General features: G+C 68.1%; 15 protein-coding genes. 6 read left to right on the forward strand and 9 right to left on the reverse strand.

Annotated elements, in window-relative coordinates; genetic code table 11:
• Positions 1-4 precede the first annotated feature (4 nt).
• Genes fliI through fliF form a run of 4 tightly spaced genes read right to left on the reverse strand, consistent with a single transcriptional unit; the run spans position 5 to position 4,853 of the window.
• Positions 5-1,408, reverse strand: coding sequence for a flagellar protein export ATPase FliI (fliI, locus tag ABS45_RS13165; protein ID WP_291556083.1), 1,404 nt, complete (start codon positions 1,406-1,408; stop codon positions 5-7).
• Positions 1,398-2,120: a FliH/SctL family protein gene (locus ABS45_RS13170; protein ID WP_291556085.1), complete on the reverse strand. Its 723-nt coding sequence runs from the start codon at positions 2,118-2,120 to the stop codon at positions 1,398-1,400. The genes fliI and ABS45_RS13170 overlap by 11 nt, the downstream gene beginning before the upstream one ends.
• Positions 2,121-2,132: 12 nt before the next feature.
• On the reverse strand, positions 2,133-3,128 hold the full coding sequence (gene fliG / locus ABS45_RS13175) for a flagellar motor switch protein FliG (RefSeq protein ID WP_291556087.1): 996 nt from the start codon (positions 3,126-3,128) through the stop codon (positions 2,133-2,135).
• A gap of 27 nt (positions 3,129-3,155) precedes the next feature.
• Positions 3,156-4,853 carry a flagellar basal-body MS-ring/collar protein FliF gene (gene fliF, locus ABS45_RS13180; protein ID WP_291556090.1) on the reverse strand — a complete coding sequence of 566 codons (1,698 nt, stop codon included), beginning with the start codon at positions 4,851-4,853 and terminating at the stop codon, positions 3,156-3,158.
• A 173-nt stretch (positions 4,854-5,026) separates the two neighbouring features.
• Between fliF and fliE the strand changes: the two genes are divergently transcribed.
• Together fliE and ABS45_RS13190 are read left to right on the forward strand one after the other, a co-directional pair.
• Entirely contained in the window at positions 5,027-5,338 is a 312-nt protein-coding gene (gene fliE / locus ABS45_RS13185; RefSeq protein ID WP_291556092.1) for a flagellar hook-basal body complex protein FliE, read from the forward strand.
• Between the two features lie 152 nt (positions 5,339-5,490).
• Positions 5,491-5,859: a DsrE family protein gene (locus tag ABS45_RS13190; protein WP_291556093.1), complete on the forward strand. Its 369-nt coding sequence runs from the start codon at positions 5,491-5,493 to the stop codon at positions 5,857-5,859.
• A gap of 24 nt (positions 5,860-5,883) precedes the next feature.
• Here ABS45_RS13190 and ABS45_RS13195 read toward each other — a convergent pair whose 3' ends face one another.
• Positions 5,884-6,276 carry a YraN family protein gene (locus tag ABS45_RS13195; RefSeq protein ID WP_291556095.1) on the reverse strand — a complete coding sequence of 131 codons (393 nt, stop codon included), beginning with the start codon at positions 6,274-6,276 and terminating at the stop codon, positions 5,884-5,886.
• On the opposite strand from ABS45_RS13195, the gene rsmI reads away from it, so the two are divergent.
• Complete coding sequence (rsmI, locus tag ABS45_RS13200; protein ID WP_291556097.1) at positions 6,276-7,202, forward strand: 16S rRNA (cytidine(1402)-2'-O)-methyltransferase; 927 nt, start codon at positions 6,276-6,278, stop codon at positions 7,200-7,202. The two genes, ABS45_RS13195 and rsmI, sit on opposite strands and share 1 nt — an antisense overlap.
• A gap of 12 nt (positions 7,203-7,214) precedes the next feature.
• Here the strand turns inward: rsmI and ABS45_RS13205 are convergent, their stop codons facing one another.
• On the reverse strand, positions 7,215-9,278 hold the full coding sequence (locus ABS45_RS13205) for a protein-disulfide reductase DsbD domain-containing protein (RefSeq protein ID WP_291556100.1): 2,064 nt from the start codon (positions 9,276-9,278) through the stop codon (positions 7,215-7,217).
• Positions 9,279-9,479: 201 nt separating this feature from the next.
• On the opposite strand from ABS45_RS13205, the gene ABS45_RS13210 reads away from it, so the two are divergent.
• From ABS45_RS13210 to ABS45_RS13220, 3 genes are all read left to right on the forward strand, one after another.
• A complete protein-coding gene (locus tag ABS45_RS13210; RefSeq protein WP_291556102.1) occupies positions 9,480-9,842 on the forward strand; it encodes a hypothetical protein in 363 nt (120 codons plus the stop codon).
• A gap of 76 nt (positions 9,843-9,918) precedes the next feature.
• Entirely contained in the window at positions 9,919-10,407 is a 489-nt protein-coding gene (locus ABS45_RS13215) for a copper chaperone PCu(A)C (RefSeq protein ID WP_291556104.1), read from the forward strand.
• Between the two features lie 13 nt (positions 10,408-10,420).
• Positions 10,421-11,251, forward strand: coding sequence for a creatininase family protein (locus tag ABS45_RS13220; protein ID WP_291556106.1), 831 nt, complete (start codon positions 10,421-10,423; stop codon positions 11,249-11,251).
• On the opposite strand, the gene ABS45_RS13225 is transcribed toward ABS45_RS13220, so the two are convergent.
• The 3 genes from ABS45_RS13225 to ABS45_RS13235 form a co-directional block, all read right to left on the reverse strand.
• The gene (locus ABS45_RS13225; protein WP_291556109.1) at positions 11,242-11,913 is read right to left on the reverse strand and encodes a histidine phosphatase family protein; all 672 of its coding nucleotides are present in this window, start codon (positions 11,911-11,913) and stop codon (positions 11,242-11,244) included. The two genes, ABS45_RS13220 and ABS45_RS13225, sit on opposite strands and share 10 nt — an antisense overlap.
• 72 nt (positions 11,914-11,985) lie before the next feature.
• Positions 11,986-12,585, reverse strand: coding sequence for a LysE family translocator (locus ABS45_RS13230; RefSeq protein WP_291556111.1), 600 nt, complete (start codon positions 12,583-12,585; stop codon positions 11,986-11,988).
• Between the two features lie 63 nt (positions 12,586-12,648).
• Positions 12,649-14,100, reverse strand: a complete 1,452-nt coding sequence (locus ABS45_RS13235) for a nitronate monooxygenase (protein ID WP_291556113.1) — start codon at positions 14,098-14,100, stop codon at positions 12,649-12,651.
• Positions 14,101-14,115: the final 15 nt, after the last annotated feature.

A 14,115-nucleotide genomic window follows, 5' to 3' on the forward strand; every position in this document is an offset into this window, starting at 1 on the left:
CCTCCTAGCTCCGCCCGAGGGCGATCGCCATGCCGGCGACGCTGTCGTCCAGTGGTGCCGCAGTGCGCATGCCTTGCTGCAAAAAGGCCTGCATCGCCGGCTGCAGCCGGATGGCTTCGTCGAGCTGCGGGTCCGAGCCAGCCACATAGGCGCCGACCTGCACCAGATCGCTGCTCTTCTGGTAGCGCGACCAAGTGGCCCTGAAGTCACGCGCGAGCTCGAAATGCTCCGCGGGAACGACATTGACCATCACGCGGGAAGCCGACTGCTCGATGTCGATCGCCGGGAAATGTCCGCCCTCGGCCAGCGCCCGGGAGAGCACGATATGACCGTCCAGAATGGCGCGTGAGGCGTCGGCGATCGGGTCCTGCTGGTCGTCGCCTTCCGAGAGCACGGTATAAAACGCGGTGATGGAACCCACGCCGTTCAAGCCGTTGCCGCTGCGTTCGACCAGCGCCGGCAACTTCGCAAAACAGCTCGGCGGATAGCCCTTGGTGGCCGGCGCCTCGCCAATGGCCAGCGCAATCTCGCGCTGCGCCATCGCATAGCGCGTCAGCGAATCCATAAGCAGCAGCACATGCTTGCCCTGATCGCGAAAGTACTCCGCCACTGCCGTGGCATAGCTGGCACCCTGCATGCGCAGCAGCGGCGGCGCATCTGCGGGTGCCGCCACCACCACCGCGCGGCTGCGGTCCTGCTGCCCCAGGATGTCTTCGACGAATTCCTTGACTTCACGACCGCGTTCGCCGATGAGGCCGACCACGATCACATCGGCGGCGGTGTAGCGCGCCATCATGCCCAGCAGCACGCTTTTGCCGACACCCGAACCGGCGAACAGCCCCAGCCGCTGCCCGCGCCCGACGGTGAGCAGCGCATTGATCGCGCGCACACCGGTATCCAGCGGTTCGCGCACCGGAGCGCGTTCCATCGCGTTGATCGGCTCGCGGCGCAGCGAGCGCGCCGCGACGTTCTGCAGCGCTCCCGCATGGTCCAGCGGTTGTCCCTGGGCATCGACCACGCGACCGAGCAAGCCATCGCCCAAGGGCAGACGCAGCACGCCCACACCTGCGGGAGGATCGCCGCCCGCATCACTGGCCAGACGCAACGGCGGCACATAGGCGTCGGCGGGAGTGACGGTAGCGCCCGAAGACAGCCCGTGGATATCCCCCGCTGGCATGAGAAAGGCCTTGTCACCGGAAAAACCGACCACCTCGGCGAGCACCGGCGTGCGCGTACCCTGGCGCACTAGGCACTGCGCGCCCACGGGCACACGCAGACCCGCCGCCTCCAGCACCAGCCCCGTCAGACGCGTCAACGTGCCGCGCGATGCCAGCGGCACTTCACCGCCGGCACGCATGCGGGCCCGCTCCATCAGATGCGCCCAGGCGGCGCTGGCTTCAATCGGCATCGCTCATCTCCCGCCAGGCGGACACCAGCCCCAGCGCCGCAATTGCTCGGCGCCAGCGCGTTTCCAGCGTTCCATCGACGACGGCACCGGCGCATTCCACGCTGCAGCCACCGGGTGCCATCGACGCATCTGCTTGCCATTGCACGCGCGTACTGCCGAATTCATCGCGCAGCGCGCCCTCCAGCGCTTGCCAATCCGCCGGATTCAGGCGCACCGTGGCCGGGCGGCTGTCCTGCACAAAGGTGGCCAGCGCCTCACGCACCACCGGCAGCAGTGCGCGCGGATTGGCCTGCAACTCCTGGCGCACCACCTGGCGCGCAATGTCGCACGCCAGCTGCATCAGGCTTTCGGCCATCTGCTGCTGCAGCCCCCCCAGGCTTTCCTCGAAGGTATTGGCCACGCTCGCCAGCTGCGCAGCCACCTGCTGCCCCTGACCAGCGACATAGTCATCCAGCCGCTGCTGCCACTCGCGCGCCGCCTGCGCCTGACCCTGGCGCAGACCTTCTGCGAACGCCGCGTCGTGCACCTGCTGCGCCTGCGCGGCGGCGGCCTGTGCCGCTTCCTCGACCTGCTGCTGCTCGACCTCGGCAGACTGCATCGGCAACAAGGCCGGCTCACCCAGGCCGACATCGCCAAAGCGCCACTGCACCGCCTCGGCGATCTCCTCGCCCGGTATGAAGCGGGTGTAGTGACGGGTGCTGGAAGTCGCCATGGAGGATCCCCGTCAGACGAAGGCGTCGTCACCGCCGCCGGCCAAAGCAATCTGGCCCTCGTCGGAAAGGCGCCGCACAGTCTTGAGGATTTCCTTTTGCTGAGCCTCGACCTCGGACAGGCGGATCGGCCCGCGCGACTCGAGGTCTTCGCGCATCGCCTCGGCGGCGCGCGTGGACATGTTCTTGAGGAATTTCTCGCGCAGTTCGGGCTGGGCACCCTTGAGCGCAACCACCAGGGTTTCGGACGCCACTTCGCGCAGCACGGTCTGGATGGCGCGATCGTCGAGCTTGAGCACGTCGTCAAAGACAAACATCTTGTCCATGATCTTCTGCGCCAAGTCGGCGTCCTGCTCGCGAATGCTCTCGATCACCACGCCGTCCATGCCCCCGCGAAACAGATTGACGATTTCCGCCGCGGCCTTGACGCCGCCCAGCGAACTCTTGCGCACCTTGTCGCCACCGGCGAGCACCTTGAACAGCACCTCGTTGAGGTCCTTGAGCGCGGTGGGTTGTATGCCTTCGAGCGTGGCGATGCGCAACATGATCTCGCCGCGCTGGCGATCGGTGAACTGGGCGAGGATGTCGGCGCACTGCTCCGGATCGAGGTGCACCATGATCGCGGCGATGATTTGCGGATGCTCGTTGCGCAGCAGCTCGGCCACCGCCAGGGGGTCCATCCACTTGAGCTGCTCTATGCCCGAGACATCCCCACCCTGCAGGATGCGGTCGATCAACAGGGCGGCCTTGTCATCGCCCAGTGCACGCTTGAGCACCGAACGCACATAGTTGCCGGTATCGGACACCAGCAGGCTCTGCGCCGCCGCCTCGCTGGTGAAGCGCGACACCACCTCGTCCACGCGCTCATGCGAGACGGTGCGCATGCGGGCAATCGTCTCACCGAGCTTTTGCACCTCCTTGGGCGAGAGGTGCTTGAAGACTTCACCCGCCTCTTCCTCGCCAAGGGACATCAGCAGGATGGCGGCATCGTTCAGGCCCTGATCGTCCATGGTGGTTTCACTCCGTGTGCATCAACGTCATTCGCCGTTGATCCAGGTCTTCACGATATTGGCCACGGCCACCGGATTGGCCTTGGCCAGCGTGCGCGCCTCCGACAGCCGCAATTGTTCCTGCGTCGGTGGCTGATCCCTGGCCTGCTCTGGCGCCGGCAGCGCCGGGCGCTCGATCTGCTCGGCGGCAATCGCATCCACCTTGTGCAGCGTTGCCGCGGACGCCGCGCCGCCCTGCCGCGCCGCCTTGAGCGCCGGGCGCACCACGCCCATCAGCAGCAGGGCTGCGGCCAACGACAGGCCGATCGGCATGCCCAGACTGCGGGCCAGCTCGATCACCTCGGGCTGCTTGTAAAAAGGCAGCTCCACCGGCGTGGCCGTATCGACCTTGAACGGCGCGTTCATCAGATTGACCGAATCGCCGCGCTCCTTGTTGTAGCCCACCGCCTCGCGCACCAGCGCCGTCATCTGCTCGATCTGCTCGGGCGAGAGCGGTTTGGCGACCGGCGGCTTGCCCGCCGCCTCGGCCACCGACTGGTAGTTGACCACCACGGCGGCGTTGACGCGCTTGACCATGCCCTGAGCGGCGCGCGTCACGCTGGTGGTCTTGTCCACCTCGTAGTTGGTGGTGATTTCACGGTGGCCGACGCTGCCGCCACCGGCGCCCGCACCGCCCTGCGCGCCGGCATCGGGTGCCGGGTTGGCGCCATTGACAGGGGCGTTGGCGTTTTGCGGCGGCTGATTGCTCACCGCCCCGGGTACACCCGAAGGCAGCTTGTCGCCCGGCTTGGCAGCGTTTTCCACCACTTGCTGGCTGCGCACGGCACTGGCATCTGCAGCCAGGTTGGGGCGGTGCTGCTCGGTGGTGGATTCGGTCTGGTTGAAATCAACCTCCGCATTGACCGTGGCCTTGACGTTGTCGCGCCCGACCACCGGCGCGAGAATATCCGTGATGCGCTGGGCATATTGCTGCTCCAGCTTCTGCACGTAAGCAAGCTGCTCGCCCGTGGGCGCGCCACCGCCTGCGCCATCGGGCGTTTGCGACAGCAGCTTGCCGGTATCGTCGAGCACGCTGACCGCCGCCGGTGCGAGGTCGGGCACGCTGGAAGCCACCAGATGCACGATGCCGGCCAACTGCGTGCGATCGAGGAAACGCCCCGGATACAAACTCACGAGCACCGAGGCCGAGGGTTTCTGCTGTTCGCGAAAGAATCCGTTCTGATTGGGCAGCGCCAGGTGCACCCGGGCGCTTTGCACCGGCGCGAGCGACTGGATGGAGCGCGTGAGCTCACCCTCCAGGCCGCGCTGGAAATTGAGCCGTTCCTGAAACTGCGTCACGCCGAAACGGCTGGTTTCGGTCACTTCAAACCCGGTCACCGATCCCTTGGGCAGACCCTGCGAGGCCAGACGCAGGCGCACGTCATGCACCCGGTCCGAAGGCACCATGATCGCGCCGCCGCCTTCGGTGTACTTGTAGGGCACGTTCATCTGCGTGAGCTGGGCAACGATGGCGCCGCCATCCTTGTCGCTCAGGTTGGAAAACAGCACGCGGTAATCGGGTCGGCTGGCAAAGAACGCGGCGGCCACCACCATGGCCAGAAACAGTACCAGCCCCAGCACCAGCCGCAGGCGCGCGGCGCGGTCCAGGCCGGCAAACCGCTGCGACCACGGCACGCCGGCCAGCGGCGGAGCGATCGGCATTTCGGCAACGGCAGCAGAGGGCATCGTCAGTTCCAGGCAAGGGCTAGTGCCACGCAGGGGCAGCGGCGGTGCAATGATTATTCCCGTCACCCCCGGCCGCGTTCCACCAATAAGGCGCCGGTTTGACCGGCTGTTTGCGCTGCTGCAGCCCGGGCACCGCCCTACGATAGGCCTACCTTCAGACCAGACCCACTGCCATGGACTTGCGCATCACCAGCACCCCCTTGCCGCTCACCAGCGCGCTGGCGGCGCGGCGCAATGCCGTGGCGCAGGGCGGCGCGTCAGAGGCCGGCTTCTCCGGCGCCCTCAAGGGCGCACTGAACGACGTCAGCAAGGCGCAGAACCAGGCCAACGAGCTGCAAAAACAGGTGCAGCTGGAAAACCCCAAGGTCAGCATTGAAGAAACCATGGTCGCGATCCAGAAGGCGCAGGTCAGCTTTCAGGCCACGCTGCATGTACGCAACCGGCTGGTGCAGGCCTATACCGACATCATGAACATGCAGGTCTGACGCTCTGGCGCCGGCTTGCGCCCCGGCCGCATCGGCCATCGGGACTGCCGGTGGCTCCTGCCTGCGCGTGCACCGCGTCTTGACAGCACTCGAACGAGAGGCGCAGGATGTCCCTCCTCGCACAGGGGTCATTTCGGCCCAAGGAGCTTCTCATGGCACAGGATTCGAGAGAACTGGTGGTACTGATCACCCACGGCACCGACCATGAACTGTCGTCGGTGGCGTTCACCATTGCCTGCGGCGGCCTGACCGCCGGCATGCGCGTGAGCGCGTTTCTGACCAGCTCGGCCGTCGATCTCGTGCGCCGCGGCAGCGCCGACCACACCCATGTGGCACCGCTGGACCCGCTGATGGCCCTGATGAGCGACTTCATGGCGCGCGGCGGCACCATCTTTGCCTGCACCCCCTGCGTCAAGGCGCGCGGCTACACGCAAGAGGACCTGATCGATGGCGTGGTGATCAGCGGCGCCAGCGCCATCCATGAGCGGCTGAAGACCGGCGCCGCCAGTCTCAGCTTCTAAGCACCCGGCAGCGGCTGCGCCGCATCAGCCCGCGTCAAACGCCGCCCGCAGCCACTGCACGCCCGCCGCTTCGATGAGCACCACGTCAAAACGGCAGGGCGGCAGCGGCTTGCAGCGCAGCAGATAGTGGCGCGCGGCAAAGACGATGCGCCGCTGTTTGCCCGTGCCTATGCTGGCGCCGGCACCGCCAAAATCGGCACGGGTGCGGCTGCGCACCTCGACGAACACCAGCGTGCCATCGCGCTCGCGCATGATGAGATCGATCTCGCCGCCGCCGCGTCCCGGCGTTCGATAATTGCGTTCGACCACCGCCAGCCCGGCCTCGCGCAGATACGCCAGCGCCGCATCCTCCGCCTGCTGGCCACGCACGCGGGTGGTTTCTGTTGCACCATCGCGCCTGCCACCAAGGAATCCCATTGAGCGCCTCCTATGTCACCGCACTTGCCGCCGCCCGCGATGTGGCGGCTGCGCAGGATTATCCAAAGAGTGCGCTCTACGTCGTCGCCACACCCATCGGCAACTTGGCCGACATCACGCTGCGTGCCCTGCATGTGCTGGAGCTGGCCGACACCTTGGCCTGCGAGGACACGCGCCATACGCAGCAGCTGCTGCGCGCCTACGGCATCCACAAAAGCCCCGGGCAATGGCTGGCGCTGCACCAGCACAACGAGGCCCAGGCAACGCAGGCCGTGCTTGCCCGGCTGGCCGAGGGCCAGCGCGTGGCCTATGTGAGCGATGCCGGCACTCCGGCCGTGAGCGATCCGGGCGCGCGCCTGGTGGCTGCAGTGCAGCAGGCCGGGCTGCGCTGCCTTCCGTTGCCGGGCGCGAGCAGCGTGGTCAGCGCGCTAAGCTGCGCCGGTGCCGTCGCGCCGGACGATGCGGCGGCGGGATTTGTCTTTGCCGGTTTTCTGCCGACCAAGGCGGCAGAGCGCAAGGCGGCGCTGGCACGGATCGCGCAGGAGTCACGCACGGTGGTGCTGCTGGAGGCGCCGCACCGCATCGCCCAGATCGCGCGTGAGCTGGAACCGCTGGGCCAACGCCCCGTGACGCTGGCGCGGGAGCTGACCAAGCAGTTCGAGGAAATCGCCACCGTGCCGGCCAGCGCCTGCAGTGCCTGGCTGGCCGAGACCGCGCAGCGCAGCCGCGGCGAATTCGCGATCGTGATCCATCCCCGGAGCCATGCCGCCAGTGCCGATGCCAACCAGGGCGAAGCAACCTTGCGCCTGCTGCTCGCCGAACTGCCGCTCAAGACCGCCGTACGGCTGGCGGCCGAGTTGACCGGTGCCAGCCGCAACCAGCTCTACCAGCGCGCGCTGGCGTTGCAAGGCGACGGCAATGATTGATTCAGCGGTGCCTCAAAGCGCCGCCATGGCGTCCCGCAATTCGCGCACCCCGAGGATTTCGCTGAACACCACCGGCTGCCTGCCAGGCGCATAGAGCACATACAGCGGCACGCCGCTCCTGCCCAGCGATGCCAGCGAGGCGGTGATGGCCGGATCGCGCCGCGTCCAGTCGGCCAGCAGCAGCGCCACCTTTTTGTCCGCAAAATCCTGGCGCACACCGGCGTTTGCCAGCGTGGTTTTCTTGTTGTACTGGCAGGTCACGCACCAGGCGGCGGTGTAGTCGACAAACACCGGCTGCCCCTGGGCCAGCAGCTCGGCCGGCAGCCCGGCGCGCCACGGCTGCCAACCGCCAGCCTGCGCAGACTGCGCCGCCGCAGGCGTGTGCATTTCAATGATTTTCGGGCCCAAAGCGCTTGCCAGCCATGCGCAAGCCGCTATTGATAAAGAAGCAAAAACCGTACGCGTACGGCCACTCAGCGTGAAGGCCCACACCACCAGCGCCAGCAGCACCAGCAGCACCAGCAGCGCGCCTGCGCCATCGATGCCGCTTTGCTGGCCCAGTACCCAGACCAGCCACGCCACGGTGGCAAACATGGGAAAGGCCAGCAGCTGGCGCAGCGTCTGCATCCAGGCGCCGGGCCGCGGCAGCAAGCCTGCCACCGCGGGCCACCAGCTCGCCAGCAGATAGGGCGCCGCCAGACCCAGCCCCAGCACGGCAAAAATCGCCAGCGCCTGCACCGCCGGCAGCGCCAGCGTGAGACCAAGCGACGCACCCATGAAAGGCGCGGTGCAAGGGGATGCCACCGCCACCGTCAGCACGCCGGTGAAAAAGGCATCGGTCACCGGATTCCTGGCCTGCGTCGCCGCCCAGCGCGAAGGCAGCAGCATGCCGACCTCGAACAATCCCGCCAGGTTCAGGCCAATCAGCGTGAACAAGGCGGCCAGCAAGGCCACCACCAGCGGCGATTGCAACTGAAAGCCCCAGCCCACGGCCTCGCCCGCCGTACGCAGCATGAGCATCAACGCCCCCAGCGCCAGGAAGGAGAGCACCACGCCCGCGGTGTAGGCCAGCCCACCCATGCGCTGCGCGCGCAGATTGCCCGCATGCCGCGCAAAGCCGACGACTTTGACCGCCAGAATCGGAAAAACGCAGGGCATGAGGTTGAGCAGTACCCCCCCAACCAAGGCTCCGACGAGCGCCAGCAGCCAAGCCTCCAGCGGCGCACGGCCGGGCACTGGAGCTGCTACCGGCGCCGCAGTCTGTGACACGCTCAGGGAGGCAGGCAGCGCCTTGACCGCCGGCCACGCGCCCGCCACCGGCAGACGCACACGCCAGCCCGTGCCGCCCTGGGCCAGCACCAGATCCATCGCCTCGGGGCTGGCGGCACGCTCGGGCGAGATCGGCACACGTGCCGTCCAGGTGGCACCGTCCCACTGCTGCACCGGGTCCTTGGCGTTATCCACCACCTCGGGCGTTTCAGGAAAGACCTCGAGCCGCTTGCCCTGCCAGGTCTGCGGCAGATGCTGCACGCGCAGCACCAGCGCATCCTGCTCCACCTGCGCGCTGCTCTCCCGGGCATTCATGTCGCCCGGGTGTGCCTGCGCGGCCGCGGCAAAGGCTGCCGCATTGGGCGCCGTCGTGCCCGCCAGCGGCACCTGCAACGTGAAGTTGCCCTCTTCCGGCACGCACTCCATGCGGCACACCAACCAGGCGGCCTGCAGATGAAACGTGGCTTGCGTCTCTCCCGGCGCTGGCTGGAACATGCTGGAGACCGTGACCGGCACCGGCAACAGCACTTGCCCCTCATAGCCGTAGTTGGCCAGCGTGCCTATGGGGATCTTGCGTGGCAACGGCCAGGCGATCTCACCTGCGTCCAGGCCAGCCGGAAGCTGCCATTGCAACTGCGTGGGCAGGCCGGAATCGCCTGGATTGAGCCAGTAGGTGTGCCACTCGGGCTGGTGCGTGAGCAGCAGGCCCAGGGTGAGTGGCTTGCCCGGCGCCACCCCCTCCGGCGCCTGCGCCACGAGCTCGGCCCGCACATGGTCAGTCGTGACCACGCTGCTGGCAGCGGGCATGGCTGTCTTTTTGAGCTGAAATTGGGCATTTGCGCCCGTGCACAGGGCGCCAGCAGCTATCAAAAAAAGAAATTGGCGGAAAAATGACGGCAATCGACTGAACATGGCGTTACATGGGAGCGGGTGCACCGCAATTGGTTCCGGCTGCGGTGCACTGGCGCATCTTAGCGATGGCTGCCGGCGTGGTTATCATGCGCCACCATGCCCTTTTTCGTGCGCCTTCGCCAGATGACCGCCGGCCTGCCGGGCCGCGGGCTGCTGGCATGGTTTACCCTGACGGTGATGGTCGCCGCGGCCGCGCCTCTGGCCTACGCACAGGGCTGGCCGGATGTCTGCAGCAGCGCCGGTGGGTCCGCGCTAGCCGCGAGCGCTGACGGCCTGCCGGCCGGCGGCGCGCTGATGCACTGCCCGCTGTGCCTGCCGACGGCGCCGCCGCCCGCGGCGTGGAGCATGCCACCCGCCACCGCCGTGGCACCCGCCGTGGCATTGCGCCCCGTTGCCGGCAGCACGCCAGCCGTCTGGCGCTTTGCCCTGCCGCCGGCGCGCGCATCACCCGGGCTCTGACTGCCACAACCACGCCTCCTGGTGCCGGCGCTTGTGCCGCCCCAGGCCTGTTTTCGCATTTTCAGAGTCTCTTCCCATGTCCCCATTTCTCTTGCGCAGCGCGATCGTGGCGCTGGCCTGCGCCACCTCCAGCGCGCTGGCCCAAACCCCTGCTGTCTCCATCTCCGGCGCCTGGGTGCGCGCCACCGTCCCGGGTCAGGGCGGCACCGGCGCGTTCATGACGCTGCAATCACCCCAGGCCCTCGAACTGGTGGGCGCCTCCACGCCGGTCGCTGGCGTGGCCCAGGTGCACGAAATGAAACTCGAGGGCAACACCATGCGCATGCAGCACCTGCCCGCACTGGCGTTGCCGGCGCACCAGAGCGTCACGCTCACGCCCGGCGGCAACCACCTCATGCTGATGGATCTCAAGCAGCCGCTGGCGGCGGGCAGCACCATTGCCATCACCCTGCAGTTCAAGGATGCCGCCGGCGCCGCGCTCACGCAAACGCTGCAGGTGCCGGTGCTCCAGCGGGCGCCCGCAGGCCCGGCCCCCGCCGCGGCGCACGGGCACCACGGCTCTTGATTACCATTGGCGCATGTCCTATCCGTCACGCCACTGGGCCGAGCTTTGCACGCGCGATTTCGCCGAGGCGCGCGATTCGGGGCTTGCAGCGCGGACCGTGGCGGTACTGCCGGTGGCGGCGATTGAGCAGCACGGGCCGCATCTGCCCTTGAACGTGGATGCGGCACTGCTGCACGGCGTGATCGACGCCGCGCTGGCGTTGCTGCCCGCCGATCTGCCGCTGCTGCTGCTGCCCCAGCAAGCCATAGGCCTTTCGACCGAGCACCTGTCCTACCCGGGCACGCTCTCGCTGGCGCCAGAAACCGTGCTGGCGCTCTGGGGCGAGATCGGCGCCGCGGTGGCGCGCGCCGGCATCTCCAAACTGCTGCTGCTCAACAGCCACGGCGGCAACGTCGCGCCGATGGACATCGCCGCGCGCACGCTGCGCCAGCGCCACGATCTGCTGGTCTACCGCTGCAGCTGGTTTGACCTGCCGCTGCCCGCAGCGGTAGAGAACCTTTTCAGCGCCGAAGAGCACCGCTTCGGCATCCACGCCGGGGCGATAGAGACTTCGATGATGCTGCACCTGGCGCCACACCTCGTGCGCATGGAGCATGCGCGCGACTGGCATTCAAGCTCGCAGGACCGCGCCGCGCGCCACGCCATCCTCGGCAACGGCAAGAGCGCGAAGATGGGTTGGGCCATCGAGGACTACAACGCCAGCGGTGCCGTCGGCAATGCGCCATCGGCCAGTGCCGACAAGGGCGCGCAGGTGGTGCAGGCTGCGGCGAAGGCGCTGGCGCAATTGCTGCTCGAGCTGCACGCACTGGCGCCGGATACGCTGGCGCGACGACCTCAGGCGTGAGTGATCAAAGTCGCATCGTCGGGCGCCGACAGATGCGGCACGGTGTTGAAGGTCTGCAGCATCAGGCGCCTGGCGCTGATGCTCAACTCACTGATGGCGCTGTTGCGCAGCCGCATGTTGAGCGCGATGCCGACTTCGGGCGTCAGACCCAGCACCTGCGCCACCGCCGTCGAAATCGGCCCGCCGCTGGACACCACCAGCACCTGCTGATCCCTGTGCCCATGGCGCACTTGCTCCAGCAACCCGTGCACACCGGCGGAAAACGCCTCCCAGTCCGGCATGCCGTGCGGGCTGATGGTGCCCGCCATCCATTGCGCCAGCGCGTCGCACAGCAGCCTGAAATGCGCCCGATAGCGCTCGGGCGTATCCGCCTTTTCCAGCGGCTCGGGGTGGATAGCATGGATCAGCGCCAGGCTGTCGTACTCGTCCAGCCCCGGCACCGCAACGGCCGGGGGCAGGCCCGGCAATGCCTCGCCTATGCCGGCGAGCGTCTGCGCGTGGCGCTTGAGCGTGCCGGTGAACACCGCATCGAAACGCTGGCCATGCGAGCGCCAGTGTGCGCCCAGGCGCCGCGCCTGCACGCTGCCACGCGCGGTCAGTTCGTCGTAGTTGGCGGCGCCAAACGAGGCTTGCCCGTGGCGCACAAGGTGGAGCGTTCCCATGAGCGGCGATTGTCCCGAGCGCCCCGGCGCGCGCTTGTCCCGGCGGCGACGCCGGGCCCGTCCTGCTGTCACCTACGCGGCAAGCATCCACAGCGCCGTCAGCGCCAGCACCAGCCCCATGCCGCGGTTGAACCAGAGCAGGCGCTGCCCCCGGGCCAGCCAGCCGCGCAGCAGCGCGCCCAGCGCCGCATAGGCAAAGTTGCTGGCAAAGGCAAAGCCGGCCATGACGGGTATCACCAGCAACAGGCGCGCGCCGCCATCGTCGCGGCCGATGATCCAGCTGGCCACGATGGCCAGCAGCATCAGCCACGCCTTGATGTTGACGAACTGCAGCAGCACGCCCTCCCAGAAACCCACCAAAAGATGCGAGCCATCCGCCTGCGCCATGCGCGCCGAGCGCGTCAGCCGCCAGGCCAGCCACAGCAGGTAGGCAATGCCCGCCGCCTTGATGGCCCAGCGCAGCGCGGGCAGCGCCAGCACCGCCGCGCCCAGCCCGGCAAAGCACAGCAGCAGCATCAGACACCAGCCCACCGGCACCGCCAGCACGAAGCGCAGCGCCGGCCTGAGCCCCCGGTTGGCGGCAATCGCCGTCGCCAGCGAGGTGTTGGGCCCGGGCGTGAAGCTCATGGCCGTGGCCAGAAGAAACAGGGCGGTGAATTCGGTCAGGGGCATGAAGGCGGCATGGTGCGCGAGCGAGGCATGCACTATAGGAATTTTTGACGGACCGCCGCCGGTCTAGTCGCCGCCCATTTCCACCGGCGCCAGGGCGGCCTGGTACAGGCGGCTCACTTCCGCGCAGGCCAGCGCGCATGAGCCGTCGAGCTGACCTGCCAACCCCTGCCATTGCTGCGCCATCTCACGGCGTACACCCGTGAGCCACTGCAACCGTTCCTGCACGTCCGGCATCGACCGGCCCTGTTCACACAGCCCGCTTGGCACAGCATCCGGCCGGGCGTCCAGGGCACGCAAAGCGCGCACCAGCACCCCACACGCCTTGGCCTGTTCGTGCAGCAAGGATGCGAGGCATGGATGCAAGGCGGTGCCCTGCGCCTCGCGCAGGCTCTCGAACACCAACTGCGTCAGCGCCCGCTCGCGCAGCAGCAAGTCTTGCAGCGCAGCCACCACCGGCTGGCGTTCACCCTGCTGCACTTCGGCGGCATAACAGACCGGCGAGGCCAGCGGCTGCACCGCATTGCCCACCAGGCGCAGGTGCGCCGCCGCAGCTTCCGCGATCTGCCGCAGCCGCTCGGCTGCCGGGACGATGGCGCTGATGCGATCAATGCCCTTGCCTGCGTACAAGGCCATGGTTTCGAGCTCGCCGGTCATGGAGCGCAAGGGCGAATCGGTGCTGAAGAGGTAGATCGGGCGGCCTTCTTCTTCGCCGATCACCTGCGGCGCGCTGGTGAACGGGTCGCCGCGCTCGCCGCGCGTGACCGCATTGGGCAGCACGCGCACCGCGGCGTGGGGCGGCCAGTTGACATGGAAGTCTTCGGTCAGCAGGGTGTCTGCGGCCTTGCCCGAGACCAGGCGCTGCTTGTGCACCTCGTGCGCGAACGATTCGGTGGTTGCCATCAACGCGGTGCCCAGCACGGCGGCCTGCGCCCCCTGCGCCAGCACGCGCCCGACATCGCGGCCGTCGGCCAGCCCGCCGGCCGCGGCCACGGGAATGCCGACGCAACCCAGCACCTCGTCGAGCAAGGGCAGCAAAGGCTGGCGGCCCCAGACATGGCCACCAGCCTCCACGCCCTGCGCGATCAGCGCGTGCGCGCCGGCGGCTTGCGCGTGCAGCGCGTCCCTGGCCGAACCCACCTGGTGCACCACGGTGATACCGGCGCTGCGCAGCCGCTCGATCACCCATGCGTCGATGTCCCAGAACAGCTCGACCGCGGACACGCCCAAAGCGATGCACAGGTCGACTTGCGAGCGCAGCAACGCACGCGCCGTGCCCGCCGGAATCAGGTTCACGCCAAAGGGCTGGTCCGTCAGGCGCCGCACCTGGGCCACCTCGCGCTCGATGAGCGCCAGCGGCTCGCGCACCATGCCGAGAAAGCCGAAGCCGCCAAAACCGCTGACGGCCGCTGCGAGCTCGGCGCGTGCCACGCCACCCATGCCGGCCAGAATCAGCGGCTGGCGGCAGCCCAGCAAATGGCACAGTGGCGTGGCTGCAAGCGAATGAATGTCGGGCACGGGGGTCTCCTTCGG

This window comes from Comamonas sp. SCN 65-56, from assembly GCF_001724135.1.
GTDB lineage: Bacteria > Pseudomonadota > Gammaproteobacteria > Burkholderiales > Burkholderiaceae_C > Comamonas_C.

Coding starts and splice junctions, on each gene's coding strand:
- ABS45_RS13205 (WP_291556100.1), bottom strand. CDS start 9,278: ATGCCCGCTGCCAGCAGCGTGGTCACGACTGACCATGTGCGGGCCGAG.
- ABS45_RS13210 (WP_291556102.1), top strand. CDS start 9,480: ATGCCCTTTTTCGTGCGCCTTCGCCAGATGACCGCCGGCCTGCCGGGC.
- fliE (WP_291556092.1), top strand. CDS start 5,027: ATGGACTTGCGCATCACCAGCACCCCCTTGCCGCTCACCAGCGCGCTG.
- ABS45_RS13215 (WP_291556104.1), top strand. CDS start 9,919: ATGTCCCCATTTCTCTTGCGCAGCGCGATCGTGGCGCTGGCCTGCGCC.
- ABS45_RS13190 (WP_291556093.1), top strand. CDS start 5,491: ATGGCACAGGATTCGAGAGAACTGGTGGTACTGATCACCCACGGCACC.
- fliI (WP_291556083.1), bottom strand. CDS start 1,408: ATGCCGATTGAAGCCAGCGCCGCCTGGGCGCATCTGATGGAGCGGGCC.
- ABS45_RS13170 (WP_291556085.1), bottom strand. CDS start 2,120: ATGGCGACTTCCAGCACCCGTCACTACACCCGCTTCATACCGGGCGAG.
- fliF (WP_291556090.1), bottom strand. CDS start 4,853: ATGCCCTCTGCTGCCGTTGCCGAAATGCCGATCGCTCCGCCGCTGGCC.
- ABS45_RS13220 (WP_291556106.1), top strand. CDS start 10,421: ATGTCCTATCCGTCACGCCACTGGGCCGAGCTTTGCACGCGCGATTTC.
- ABS45_RS13195 (WP_291556095.1), bottom strand. CDS start 6,276: ATGGGATTCCTTGGTGGCAGGCGCGATGGTGCAACAGAAACCACCCGC.
- fliG (WP_291556087.1), bottom strand. CDS start 3,128: ATGGACGATCAGGGCCTGAACGATGCCGCCATCCTGCTGATGTCCCTT.
- ABS45_RS13225 (WP_291556109.1), bottom strand. CDS start 11,913: ATGGGAACGCTCCACCTTGTGCGCCACGGGCAAGCCTCGTTTGGCGCC.
- ABS45_RS13230 (WP_291556111.1), bottom strand. CDS start 12,585: ATGCCCCTGACCGAATTCACCGCCCTGTTTCTTCTGGCCACGGCCATG.